We start from the raw sequence: 11909 nt of genomic DNA, 5'->3' as shown, positions 1-11909 counted from the left end.
AGGTTAGTGTCCAGCTTCAGCGCAGTAACGCTTTCAAGGCGAAGCTGTTCCAGCAGCAGGCGGGCGGTGACGGCGCTGTAGTCCGGCTCGCGCTCAATGCGGCCGCGGGCAGTCATGATCAGGGCCGTCAGCACTTCGGATTCGTCGATGCCGTTGTAGAGGTTGCGAATGGCATCGTCTACCAGGGATTCCGCATCTATGCCTTCTAACCCGAATGCTGCCTGGTCAACCTGCTGCTTCATCAGGCCAAGATCCAGCGGTGCGGTGCGGCCACCGGCCTGTTTTACGGTGAGATGGGGGTGGGCTTCGACGGGCTCGTAAAGGGCGCGTTCCCGGGCGTGTTCTTCACGGTAGAGTACGTAGGCACGGGCGACCTTCTGTTCTTCGGCGCGCATCAGGGCCAGTTCTACCTGGTCTTGAATGTCTTCAATGTGTACCCGGCCACCGGCTTTCAAGCGGCGGCTGATGGCCTGCACAACCTGCTCGGTTACCCGGTGAACGGCGTCGTTTATACGGGCAGAACCTGCCGCTTGGTCGCCTTCTACGGCCAAAAACGCTTTGGTAACGGCTACACTGATTTTAGACGGGGTAAAGTTGACCAGGTTGCCGTTGCGCTTGATAACCTGAAGGGCTTCTGTAGCGGATGGCGATGAGGGCCGATCTTCGGTGAGGGTTGTGGCAGACATACCGTTATCTCCTGAATACGCGTAAATTCCATAACCTTCGCGTACACAGGACAAACCAGCGCATCAGCCAGTAATGGCTGTAACCGTGCTGTATTTGTTGCTGCTCACCTTGTAGGGCCAAATGCAGGCGCCTGAGTCGCGAAGGTGCAGTTTTCCTTGGCAGTGTCTTCGGACTCAGGGGCATGAACCTGTTGGCTCTGCCTTGCGTGGCGACTTCCCGGCTTGCGCCAGTGTCTGTGTGCCACGCTCGTTCCCCAATACCGCTGCGCGTCAGTTCCGGATTCTAACCGGATTCCCGAATACCATATTTGGTATTCAACCAAGGATGGGGACACTATATACGGGATAAATTCGAGAGACAAGGCACCTTTTATTAATCTGCTGGTCTATCACAAACACTCTGAAAAGTGGGGGAAATTTCATGCACATCAGCACTCGCCCTGTTATCTGGCTGCTGCTCGCAATAGCCGGCTTTAGCTCTTCGCACCTGCTGGCACAGGAGACTCTACTTCCCGCGTTTTCAACAATGACGTCGTTAACGGATGGCTGGGAACCGTTGGAGTTTCCCAAAATAGAGCAGCATTCCCAGTACGAGTTGGTTCGGGAAGATGGCACTCAGGTAGTTAAAGCAACCACCTCTGGCGGTGCGTCTGGCCTGATTGTCCGGCTGAACGTAAAACCCGAGAACTCACGGATGCTGAGCTGGCGCTGGAAGGTGTCGAATGTGTTTGAAAAAGGCGATGCCCGGGAAAAGTCCGGCGATGACTACCCAGCCCGGATATACGTCGCCTTCGAGTTCCAGCCAGATAAAGCGGGTTTTTTCGAGCGGGCGAAGCGCAAGACCGTGGAGGTGCTGTTTGGCGAGGAGCTGCCCGGCAACGCCCTGAATTATATCTGGGCAAACACCCTGCCGGAGGGAGAATTTATAACCAATCCATACGCTGAGGAAACCGTGATGATTGCCGTCAGTTCCGGCAACGCGCCGGCGGGCAAGTGGTTAAGTATTGAGCGGGATATTGTTGCAGACTATCGCAAGGCGTTTGGCGAGAGCCCGCCACCAATCCGAGGCATCGCCATCATGTCGGATTCCGACAACACCGGTGAGCAGGCAAGCGCTTGGTATGGCGATATCAATCTGGCCCCTGCCAGCGTGGATTAGAAAGCCTTTCTAGCGATGTTCGTCGGGAAACCCAGGGAGAACGACGCCAGAATTGAAACCCTGAACCGACGGAGCCTCGCCTCTGTGGAGAAGTCTCAAATATGCGTCGTCGAGTGCCTCTCTAAGCAACGCTGCCCTGGGGCTTGCCAGGGAGTATAGCCAAGCCGAATAGCGCGATCGTAATTCTGTTCCCCGAATCATGCTGTCCGCTGTCTGGTTTAGAATCATCTCCACTGGCTCACGATAATCCAGAAAATAGTCACCACGCTTCAGCTTGAGCATCTCAAGCGCTGCACGATTATTAGGGGCCTGGGTGAGCCTTATCTGGCTTGATGCCTCCATCCAGGAAAGCAGGCCGCCATAGGTGTAGCCGCCAATCACAATAACGATTTTCCCCTTGAGCTGATCGAAGTGTACGAGCGGGCCTGAAGACTTAAGATACCAAGCACTTAGCTGCACCGGGTAAACGTTCATCCAGCTTTCGAGAACTTCTCCCTCAAGGTAGGTTATCCCCGAAACGCCGGGCCATAGATCTATCGTTCCATTTTTCAAATACAGATAAATTCGGCTCACCGGCAGGTAGATATACTCGGCCTCATAGCCCGCCTCCTGAACAACCTTTCGGGTGAGCTCGATAAAGTGGCCAGCAGGCTCGCCCTGCTCGTTCTGGTATTCGATGGGAGGAAAATCGGTATAACCAATTCGCAGCTTGTTACTGCCTGCATTGGCCAGCACAGGCCCTGCCAGAGCAGCCATGGCCAGAAAAATAAACATTGTCGCCAGCCGGACTACAAACACCGGGAACAAGTTCGGGGGCAAATATGAGTTCCAGGATTTATGCATAGTGTTGACATGTCGGGTGTATAGGGACGTTTAAGCTGCTGAAGCACAGATTAACAGACCCTTGCGAAAAGCGTACCTTCGCCTTCGTCAAAATCGCGACTGTCTTCGTACACTAACGGGAAGTGGCGTTAAAAATAGCCCGGAACGATCGGTACTGCGCAAGTGCAGCATCGCTTCCTTTGGCCGTCAGCTTTACGTGTTCCCTCGGCAAACACTGGGCCAGTCGTGAGGCTGCCAAAGGTGACAGTGAGCCAAACCGGGGATAGCCGCCAATGGTCTGGCGATCATTCAGCAATACAATCGGCTGGCCATCCGGCGGCACCTGCACGCCACCCAGGTTAATGCCTTCTGAAACAAGGGTGCTGATTTTGCAATTGAGCTTGGGACCGGTAAGCCGCACGCCCATGCGGTCGGCACGGTCATCAACCTGCCACCAGGTATTGAATGCATCGAACAGGCTGCGGCCGGTGAAATCTGCAATCTGGGCCCCCGGCAGAAGATCCAGAACAACCGGTTGGCTGAAATCGAGTATGGCGTCCTGGGGTGCCTGCGTGGGCCCTTCGTCGCCCTTCAGCCCCGGGTTATACACAGACAGCTGATCGTCCGTTGCCAGTTTTTTACCCATGCCACCGAAGCCGCCCAATTCTTCCCGGGTTACGCAGGCAACACTTCCCAATACCGGTTCCGCCGCAAACCCACCACACACGGCCAGATACGCCCGAAGCCCACTCACTGGCGCGGCAAAAGCCAGGGTCTCGCCTTCTTTCCAACTTATCCGCTGCCACTGCGGAACAGGCTTTTGCTCTATGGTTGCGCCTAAGTCGGCGCCGGTAATGGCGATGTCCAGATTTCTCTCGGCAACCAGTTGCAGGCCACCAAAGGTAACCTCCAGGTTCGCTGTGCCCCAAGGGCTGCCAACAAGGTGATTCGCCCAGGCCCAGGAATACATATCTGCCGGGCCACCCTGAGTAACCCCCAAATGGCGGACACCGTATCTGCCGGCGTCCTGTAACAGGGCAAGAGGCCCGGCGCGCAATACTCTCATGCAAGGCTCAGGATTAGCTTGTGGCTTCATACCAGCGGCTCCATAGGCGTGGTGTCCCCACCCTTGCGTTCAAATTCATCACGACTCACGGATATAAAGCGCACCTGATCTCCCACCCTCAAAAGACTGAAACCCTCCCGCTCCCGGTCAAACAGCCTGGCACTGGTGCGCCCCAGCAAATTCCAGCCCCCGGGCGTTCCTGTCGGGTAAGCAGCTGTCTGTCGACCAGCCAACGCCACACTGCCGGGTGGTACACGCCGGCGAGGTGTATCAAGCCGTGCACACTCAAGGCGGGGATCGACTAATCCCATAAAGGCAAAACCGGGGGCAAAACCGAGCGCAAAAACCCGATACACCTGCTGGCTATGAACATCGATTACGTCGCTGATTTCCATACCGGCATGCTCTGCCACCCTTGATAGCTCCGGGCCTACACTGGTGTGGTACCAGGTTTCGAGCTCGTGAACCTGCCCGGCGTCTGAACTGTCTTCTGATTCCAGATCAGCGAGTATCTGGCAAATCGTTTCTCGGGCCTGAGATGGTGAAACTCTCAGCGGGTCGAAGACAACCAGAAGCGTGGTATAGGAAGGCACCAGATCAATCAGCGCATCACCGAACGCCTGCTTACACCGGCGCGATAACGCGGATAGCCAGAGCAAATTATTTTCGTCGATATCCTCGAATAACCTAACGATCCAGCTATCCAGACCAGCGGACTCGAGCATTGAATGGTGCAAAGCGGGCCTTCGGCTCACGGTCTCTCCTCTGGCAGTGGAAGCTGTGCGTAAGCTCGCCGAAACTGCCACTGGCTGATCAAAAACAGGGCGGCGCTGACCATCAGCGAGACAATCAACGATACCGAAAAAGTCACCATCGGTGGCAGTTTATCCGCCATAAGAGCAACCACCACAGCAAAAGCTACAAGGCTCAACATACCTTTCTGGGCAATGGTCACGGTTGCACGTGCCACGAGCGCACCGTAACGCTGGTGAAGGGTCAAGCCTATTGTAAACAACCCCACAGGGAAGCCAACCAACACCCCAGACAAAAACGGGCCAGATTTGGCAGCCACCGTTGTGGCTATGCTAACCAACACCCCGGCCATCAAGCCCCGCAAAAGCAGATCAAACCAGCCCGACCTGGCAATGACGACGGGCTGTCCCAGATTGAGCTTACGCCGGATTACTTCTGCCGCCAGCAACACCAGGCAGTAAAGCAGAACAGCACCCCAGACTCCGCCCGGTGTTGCGGCGAAAATCAGCGTGAACGGCACCCAGCATATCGTCGCAAGACCGAGACTCGCCAACGCACTCAGGCGGCCTGCCGTCATAACAAAACACATACTGAATAACAGGGTCGCAATGAGCGCATGCAATGTGGACAACGCCGCCGACTGAATAAACTCTACCGAGCGTTCCTGCAGCATAAAGAAATAACCGGGGCCAAGTATAATCGGTGTTCCGGCGATAATTCCGCCCAGTCTCGGCCCCAGTTTACTAACAGCAAGCGTAACGCCGATTACCACAGAGGCGGTGGCAATCAGTTTCACCGCAATAACCGCAAACATTATTGCTTCAGTGCCTTTTCCATTGCTTGCGCCGCACCGAGCAACGCGCTGTCAGCGCCATTACGGCCAACCAGCATCAGCCCACTAGGCAAATCGCCGGGGCGATGGTTAGGCAGTGTGATCGCACACAGATCCAACAGGTTGGCCACCGTTGGGTTGCGCAGAATCAACAGGTTCAGGCGCGCATACTCTTCGTCGCTCTCGAGATCTGTCAGCAGAGGCGGCTCAACGGGTACGGTGGGTGCGAGAAGCCCATCATAAGAAGCAAGCCACTCGTCTGCCTGCCTTTTGCGATTAGCCCGGCGGCGCAGCAGCTCGAGGTAATCCGCGGCGCTGATTGCTGCGCCTCTCTCAATGCGCGAACGTACGCGGGGGTCATAGTCATCGCCATGCTGCTGCAGCCATTCACGGTGAATATGGTAGCTTTCTGCAGCGGTGAATCCGCCGCCCTCCAGCAGTTCAGGCAGCGCGTCCAGCACCGGTGCCGGCGCCTCCTCAATGTGAGCCCCACCATCTCGCAGCATGCGAAGGCTACGAGTAAAGGCCTCAGCAACAGCCGGAGATACACCATCAAGCATGTAATTGGTGGGTACAACAAAGCGGCGGCCCCGCAGATCCACCGGCGCTTGCGGCTGCCAGCACTGCCCAGCAAGCACCGCATCAACGCGCGCACAACACTCCACACTGCGGGCAATCGGGCCTATGGAATCGAGGCTGTCGGATAACGGGAACGAGCCGTCGCGGGGTATTCGTTGCTGGGAAGGCTTAAAGCCAACCAGGCCGCAAAGAGCCGCAGGAATACGCACCGAACCACCGGTGTCGCTTCCGATTGCGGCAACCGCCATGCCATGGGCCACAGCCGACGCTGCGCCGGATGATGACCCACCGGATATCCGCCCCGGTGCCAACGGGTTCGCAGGCGTGCCATAGTGGGGGTTGAGCCCGAGCCCGGAGTAGGCGAATTCGGTCATGTTGGTGTGCCCGGTAATCACCGCACCCGCCCGGCGCAAGCGAGAAACGATTAGCGCATCACTGCGTGCCGGCTGGTTCCACCACTTGGACCCCGAGTGAGTCACTTCGCCGGCCACATCAAACAACACTTTAAGCGCTATCGGCAAGCCAGCGAGCTCACCCAGCGGAACCTGTCCGTTCTGGAGTGCGTCGATGGCGGCCGCTTCGGCTTTCGCCGTGCGATCAAAGCGGGCGGTATAGACCCGATTGGCGGGGTCATCATGCTGATCAATGTTGTCCAGACAGGCTTCGAGCAACTGGCTTGCGTACCATTTTTTTTGCTGCATTCCGTCAAGCAGCGACGCTAATGTCGCCGCTGACAGATCCACAGGCACCTGCCCAGACCGCTGATTCATTTCACCACCGATAACGTCTTTATTTCATAGAAATGCTCGATTTTCCGGTCTGTTACCGGGTCTTCAAGAACCATGCGGAAAGCTTCAGAAGGGCGCACGCCACCGATAACGGGCAAAGTACCACAAAGCATGGCCTGACCAGGCGCCAGTTTTGCTTCATCCAGGCCGAACCGCTGTAACAAGTCCTTTGGGTGCAACAGCCCCGTAACACCACCCGTCTGATAGAGCACCTCTTTGCCATCAAAGGTGGCGTAAGAGGATATTTTCAGCACATCCCAATGGTCAATCACACTTTCCAGTGTCCAGACTTGCTGGCCCACGGGTTTGGCACACACCTGTTTGGAATGCGCCACGGACCATGCCTCCGCTTCCCGATCGGTATGATCCGAACCAATGCCTACAAATGTGCCCTGCTCGGTACCAATCAAAACCACTTCTACTTCACCGCTGGATTCACCGCCCAATACCTGCACGGTTTCAGCCGTGGTGAGTTGATCTGCCGATACGCGGTAGAACAAAGGCGTACTTGAAGGCGGCGTAACACCAATTTCCTTAAGCTCTTCGATGTGTTCATCGATTCCGGCCTGCTCACGACCTGCCCACCCGGCAATAATCAGTTCCCGAACATCAATCTCGAGGGCATCGTTGGTATCTGCCACATAAAATGTTGTCATGAAAAAATCCTATTGTTGCTGTTCATAGATGGATAGTTAATTCAGTACACCGGGCAAATACAGAGCCAGTGACGGGAACACCACAAGCAGCACGACCATGACCAGCATGAACCCGACATAGGGCAAGGCTCCGATCATCACATCGTTGAACGAACCGCTCTTACGGACACTCTGCACCACGTATAGGTTCAGCCCCACTGGCGGTGTGATCAGGGCCATTTCGATCAGAAGAATCAGCAAAATGCCAAACCAGATCGGATCAAAACCCAAGGCAATAATAATGGGCGCAACAATCGGAATCGTGATCACCATCAAAGACAGGGTCTCGATGAAAAAGCCCAGGATGATGTACATGCCGATGATAAGCAGCAGGGTCATATACGGCCCGAGCCCGGCTGAATCCAAAAATAAACTCAGCTCACGCGTGATGCCCGTTGAGGCCAATACGAAGTTAAGAAAATACGACGCGATGATAATCAGCACTATCATGCCCGTTGTGCGCATGGTGCCTTCTAGCGCCTCGACAACAACACTTATGCTCAGCTTGCCCATGAACAGTGCGATAAGCAACGCACCAATAACGCCTAGAGAAGCGGCTTCGGTAGGTGTTGCCCAACCGGCGTAAATCGAGCCGACAACAATGCCAAACAAGGTCATTACAGGGCCTAGGCTTAGCAGCCCTCTGAATCGCTCGCCCCAGGAATGACGGGTGCTTGGCCCGCCCAACGATGGCCGCCAGAGGCAAATCAGCGCCGTGCCCAACACAAACAGAAACGCCAGTAGCAGTCCCGGGACAAGCCCCGCCGCAAACAGCTTGGGAATGGAGGTCTCGGTCAGGAATCCGTAGACGATCAGGTTGATCGACGGAGGGATCATGATCCCAAGGGTGCCACCGGCGGCAATCGAGCCGGTGAACAATTTAGGATCGTATTTCATGGCGTCGCCCTGGGGAATCGCAACCGTGCCAATGGTAGCGGCTGTGGCAACACTCGACCCGGAGGTCGCTGAAAACAACGTAGCCGTGGCAACGTTGGCATGAAGCAAGCCACCGGGTAACCAGGAAAGCCAGCTTTCTAGCGCCCTATAGGTACTTTTGGCAACGCCGGTTCGAACCAGAATCTCGCCGAGCAATATAAAAAGCGGAATTGCGATTAACAGAAAGCTGTCTGACGCGGACCAAAGCACATCCCCCATGGCGTTAACCAACGGGAACGGAGAAAAGAATTCGTCAAGAAACAGGCTTAACACTATCAATGTGGCAGCAACCGGCACACTCAATACGAGCAATACCAGTAAAACAACCAGTGCAATAAGAATCATCAGGCAGCTCCCTTCTCTTCAGCAACTTGTTCGTCCAGCGTTGGGCTGCCAGCAATTTTTTGCACATCTCCAATATTGCCGCTTAAAAGACCAAACAGAACACGAAGAGATACCAGGGTTACCGCCAAGCCGAACCAAGCCAGACCAATGAGCCACAACAGTTGCGGAATCCACACAGGCGTGCCGAGGGGTGTGTTTGCAGTAGCGCCACCGGTGTACGACAGCTGGGTGACCTCAAAGGCCGCACCGACAATCAACACACAAAAGAGCGCAAGAGACAGCATCGCAATCAGATCAAGCACGCTGCGCACCGTTGTTGGCAGCGTTAGATACAAAGCATCGATGCGGATATGGGCTTTGCGCATCAAGGTGTAAGCAAACGCCCAACTTGAGCTGATCGCCATAACATAGCCGGTCAACTCGGTAGCGTGCAGACCAGATCGGCCAAAAAACTGGCGCGAAAGCACCTCTGCGGTCACCAGGCCGACGGTCAGCAGGATCAGCAAACCTCCGGCCCGGGCCATCCACAACGACCCGATATCGACACCGACAAGTATTCGATCCAGTACGCTATTGATCTTCTGTAACATGGAATTCTCCAAAGTGAGCCCGGGCGGCATGAGCGCGCCCGTGCCCTTTCAATTGGCCAGACTATTTTTTGGTCGCAGTAAGGCCCGTTACCTCACCAATGGTCTCATTCCAGCGATCAACCCACTTCTGGTCGACACGCGCAGCCCAATTGGGTAACAGCGTGGCTTCAAGATGGCGCGACACTTCGGTGAAGTCCTCATCGGTCGCTTCAACCAGAACCATGTCTCCTGCCTCACCGCGCGTGCACTCGCCTTCGCCCGTTAAGCAGGCAATGCCTTCACGGGTTTCTTCGACGGCAGACTCCCAAACCGGATCTTCGTAGTTGGTCTTCACCTCGTTCACCAACCACTCTTGGGTCTGCTCAGACAAAGAGGCCCACTTCTTACCATTCATGGCCGTTATCACCTGATCCCAGCCACCCAAAGGCAACGGGTAGAGATGGGTAGCCACCTCATGCCAGCCGGAGCTGTATCCGGAAAGCGATCCGGTAACGGCACAGTCGACAACACCGCGCTGCAACGCGCCCGGTACTTCACTGTAGTTCAGCGTGATTCCTTCAGCGCCGAGTGCCTGCAGAAACTCTGCGGTCGTGCGGCCACTGGCGCGAACCTTCTTGCCTTTCAGGTCAAGAAGCCCATTGATTTCGGTATTACAGAACACTACCTGGGAAGGGTAAGGAACAATGGCTAGCAGCTTTGCATTGTCGAATCGCTCAACAAAGGCATCCGCAAGCACAGGGCGGTAGGCGTCGGATATTTTCCGTGCGGTCTCCACATCCGGAGCCATCATAGGCATATCCAAGCCTTCAAGTTCGGGGGCATCCGATACGGCGTAATCGGCTACGGTAGAGGTTACCTCGATGACGTTACGCGCCATCAAGCGATACACCTCACCGCCACCCAGACCCATCTGATCAAAGGTTGTCACTTCGGTGGAGATCTTGCCGCCCGAAGCTTCAGGGATGTGTTTTTGCCAAAACGGCTTCTCAAAATTTTTGTATAACGACAGGCTGCTCCAACTGCCAACATAAGAAATGCTGGTTTTGTCCAGCTCCTGAGCGGATGCGTAAGGCGCGGCTACCAGCATTGCGGCGGTCACCGCAGATGCGAGATATTTTCTTGTAGTCATTGTCATTGTCATCGTCCTCTTCTCATTGTTTTGGTGTTAAAACAAAGCCACCTGACTTTCAGGAATGTCCGTAACCAACATGTGGCCCGGCGTGTGGGTTATCGCAAACTCAATGCCTGAATCCATAAGGACTTGCTGTGGCGTAACGCCGCACGCCCAGAAAACCGGTACCTCATTGCTGGCTACCGAGACGGCATCTCCGTAGTCGGGCGATTCCAGGCTTTGTATTCCGATCAACGACGGGTCGCCAAGGTGCACTGGCGCACCGTGGGTTTGCGGGAAACGCGTGGTGATCTGAATGGCGCGAATGGCGGCTTTCGCTCGGAACGGGCGCATGGATACAACCATTTTTCCATGGAAGCCTCCGGCCGGTTGCAGCGCAATGGAGGTCTTATACATGGGTACATTGCGCTCCTCCTCAATATGGCGCACCGGCACTGCGTTTTGCAGAAGCGCATACTCGAAACTGAATGAGCAGCCGATCGCGAAGGTCACCAGATCATCACGCCACACACCTGAAACATCGTTCAGCGTGCTGGCCAGTTTGCCATTGCGATAAACACGGTATGAGGGGACATCTCGGGCTATGTCCAGGTCTTGACCCAGCACCTCACACTGCCTTGCGCCAGGTTCGCTGACAGCAAGCACGGGACAGGGCTTGGGGTTTGCCTGGCAGAAACGCAGAAAGCCATTGGCTTGCTCTTCGGGCAGTATGACCAGATTGACCTGAACAAAACCGTTTGCCATGCCGGCCGTTGGCCCCACAAGTGAGCCATTACGCGCTGCGAGCCTGACGTCTTCGGGCCTGAGAAAGCGCTGAGAGCGATCTGTCGGAACCATGATTCTGCCTTGAGTTGCTTTCCTCTAAAATTAGCGTAGAACCAATGATTAGTACAAATCGAAATTTAGAATCAACTTCGATAGATAAACCTGATCAGTCAGGAATAATGCCGAGTTTAGAGGGGTTTGGGCGCCACAATTTTTAGGGAAAGATCCGCAACCGCTCGCACAACATTTGCGCCAGGGGCAGCGCAATAGGCCATATTGAACACCAAATCAGGAATATTGGCCTCCACCTCGAACTCGCGAAGCTGCCCAGATGCGAGCTCTCTTGCGATGATCTCCTTGGGCAAAGCGCTGACGCCGATACCGTCCAAAGCCATGCGGATAATGGTGGATAGCGAGGAGCTGGAATGAATCTGCGTAGAGCTGCTCATTTTAGTAATCAGTGTGCGGATATTCGCGTGGGGCTCGCTCATTCTTGGGTAGGTGATAATCGGGATTTTCGCCAGCTCGGAAAGGCTTACAGGCTCAGGGGGCAGCGTCAGTTTTGGGCTAACAACCCAAATCAGCGAGTAGCTGTAAAACGGCGTGTTGAAAAAGCCTTCCTGTTTTACCTCGCCAATCAGGAACGCAATATCAATCTCACGCTTCAGCAGTTTTTCTGACAGGTTAAGAGAGATATCAATATCAAGCTCTAGCAGCCTGTCGGACTTGCACCTGACAGACAGCGTTTAAAGTGATCTTGT

At 55.1% G+C, this 11909-nt stretch carries 13 protein-coding genes and 1 riboswitch; of the genes, 1 reads left to right on the top strand and 12 read right to left on the bottom strand.

Going from position 1 to position 11909, the window contains the following annotated elements; translation table 11 throughout:
* Positions 1–686: ATP cone domain-containing protein (locus ACTH3S_RS15720; protein ID WP_441809951.1), on the bottom strand; the 686-nt coding region annotated here is incomplete at its 3' end.
* A 141-nt stretch (positions 687–827) separates the two neighbouring features.
* Positions 828–1025: riboswitch (cobalamin riboswitch) on the bottom strand.
* 82 nt (positions 1026–1107) lie between these two features.
* Between ACTH3S_RS15720 and ACTH3S_RS15715 the strand changes: the two genes are divergently transcribed.
* On the top strand, positions 1108–1845 hold the full coding sequence (locus ACTH3S_RS15715; RefSeq protein ID WP_441809950.1) for a DUF3047 domain-containing protein: 738 nt from the start codon (positions 1108–1110) through the stop codon (positions 1843–1845).
* A 9-nt stretch (positions 1846–1854) separates the two neighbouring features.
* Here the strand turns inward: ACTH3S_RS15715 and ACTH3S_RS15710 are convergent, their stop codons facing one another.
* The 11 genes from ACTH3S_RS15710 to ACTH3S_RS15660 form a co-directional block, all read right to left on the bottom strand.
* Positions 1855–2619 (bottom strand): substrate-binding periplasmic protein, encoded by a 765-nt coding sequence (locus ACTH3S_RS15710; RefSeq protein WP_441809949.1) that lies wholly within the window; start codon positions 2617–2619, stop codon positions 1855–1857.
* Between the two features lie 181 nt (positions 2620–2800).
* The gene (locus ACTH3S_RS15705; RefSeq protein ID WP_441809948.1) at positions 2801–3763 is read right to left on the bottom strand and encodes a biotin-dependent carboxyltransferase family protein; all 963 of its coding nucleotides are present in this window, start codon (positions 3761–3763) and stop codon (positions 2801–2803) included.
* The gene (locus ACTH3S_RS15700; protein WP_441809953.1) at positions 3760–4458 is read right to left on the bottom strand and encodes a 5-oxoprolinase subunit B family protein; all 699 of its coding nucleotides are present in this window, start codon (positions 4456–4458) and stop codon (positions 3760–3762) included. Before ACTH3S_RS15700 ends, ACTH3S_RS15705 begins: the two co-directional genes overlap by 4 nt.
* 26 nt (positions 4459–4484) lie before the next feature.
* Positions 4485–5300, bottom strand: coding sequence for a hypothetical protein (locus ACTH3S_RS15695; RefSeq protein WP_441809947.1), 816 nt, complete (start codon positions 5298–5300; stop codon positions 4485–4487).
* Positions 5300–6667 (bottom strand): amidase, encoded by a 1368-nt coding sequence (locus ACTH3S_RS15690; RefSeq protein WP_441809946.1) that lies wholly within the window; start codon positions 6665–6667, stop codon positions 5300–5302. The genes ACTH3S_RS15695 and ACTH3S_RS15690 overlap by 1 nt, the downstream gene beginning before the upstream one ends.
* Entirely contained in the window at positions 6664–7341 is a 678-nt protein-coding gene (locus ACTH3S_RS15685; protein WP_441809945.1) for a DUF2848 domain-containing protein, read from the bottom strand. Before ACTH3S_RS15685 ends, ACTH3S_RS15690 begins: the two co-directional genes overlap by 4 nt.
* 36 nt (positions 7342–7377) lie before the next feature.
* Positions 7378–8661: a TRAP transporter large permease gene (locus tag ACTH3S_RS15680; RefSeq protein ID WP_441809944.1), complete on the bottom strand. Its 1284-nt coding sequence runs from the start codon at positions 8659–8661 to the stop codon at positions 7378–7380.
* On the bottom strand, positions 8661–9251 hold the full coding sequence (locus ACTH3S_RS15675; protein WP_441809943.1) for a TRAP transporter small permease subunit: 591 nt from the start codon (positions 9249–9251) through the stop codon (positions 8661–8663). Before ACTH3S_RS15675 ends, ACTH3S_RS15680 begins: the two co-directional genes overlap by 1 nt.
* 61 nt (positions 9252–9312) lie before the next feature.
* Positions 9313–10386 (bottom strand): TRAP transporter substrate-binding protein, encoded by a 1074-nt coding sequence (locus tag ACTH3S_RS15670; RefSeq protein ID WP_441809942.1) that lies wholly within the window; start codon positions 10384–10386, stop codon positions 9313–9315.
* Between the two features lie 30 nt (positions 10387–10416).
* Entirely contained in the window at positions 10417–11220 is an 804-nt protein-coding gene (locus ACTH3S_RS15665; protein ID WP_441809941.1) for a putative hydro-lyase, read from the bottom strand.
* Between the two features lie 116 nt (positions 11221–11336).
* Positions 11337–11804, bottom strand: a complete 468-nt coding sequence (locus ACTH3S_RS15660) for a LysR substrate-binding domain-containing protein (protein WP_441809952.1) — start codon at positions 11802–11804, stop codon at positions 11337–11339.
* Positions 11805–11909: the final 105 nt, after the last annotated feature.

This window comes from Marinobacter sp., assembly GCF_052094685.1.
In the GTDB taxonomy this organism is placed as follows: Bacteria; Pseudomonadota; Gammaproteobacteria; order Pseudomonadales; family Oleiphilaceae; genus Marinobacter.
This window is presented reverse-complemented; position numbering and strand designations above follow the sequence as displayed.

What these genes read in the sequence shown, in the direction of transcription:
- ACTH3S_RS15715 (WP_441809950.1), top strand. Translation starts at nt 1,108, where the DNA reads ATGCACATCAGCACTCGCCCTGTTATCTGGCTGCTGCTCGCAATAGCC.
- ACTH3S_RS15710 (WP_441809949.1), bottom strand. Translation starts at nt 2,619, where the DNA reads ATGTTTATTTTTCTGGCCATGGCTGCTCTGGCAGGGCCTGTGCTGGCC.
- ACTH3S_RS15705 (WP_441809948.1), bottom strand. Translation starts at nt 3,763, where the DNA reads ATGAAGCCACAAGCTAATCCTGAGCCTTGCATGAGAGTATTGCGCGCC.
- ACTH3S_RS15700 (WP_441809953.1), bottom strand. Translation starts at nt 4,458, where the DNA reads ATGCTCGAGTCCGCTGGTCTGGATAGCTGGATCGTTAGGTTATTCGAG.
- ACTH3S_RS15695 (WP_441809947.1), bottom strand. Translation starts at nt 5,300, where the DNA reads ATGTTTGCGGTTATTGCGGTGAAACTGATTGCCACCGCCTCTGTGGTA.
- ACTH3S_RS15690 (WP_441809946.1), bottom strand. Translation starts at nt 6,667, where the DNA reads ATGAATCAGCGGTCTGGGCAGGTGCCTGTGGATCTGTCAGCGGCGACA.
- ACTH3S_RS15685 (WP_441809945.1), bottom strand. Translation starts at nt 7,341, where the DNA reads ATGACAACATTTTATGTGGCAGATACCAACGATGCCCTCGAGATTGAT.
- ACTH3S_RS15680 (WP_441809944.1), bottom strand. Translation starts at nt 8,661, where the DNA reads ATGATTCTTATTGCACTGGTTGTTTTACTGGTATTGCTCGTATTGAGT.
- ACTH3S_RS15675 (WP_441809943.1), bottom strand. Translation starts at nt 9,251, where the DNA reads ATGTTACAGAAGATCAATAGCGTACTGGATCGAATACTTGTCGGTGTC.
- ACTH3S_RS15670 (WP_441809942.1), bottom strand. Translation starts at nt 10,386, where the DNA reads ATGACAATGACTACAAGAAAATATCTCGCATCTGCGGTGACCGCCGCA.
- ACTH3S_RS15665 (WP_441809941.1), bottom strand. Translation starts at nt 11,220, where the DNA reads ATGGTTCCGACAGATCGCTCTCAGCGCTTTCTCAGGCCCGAAGACGTC.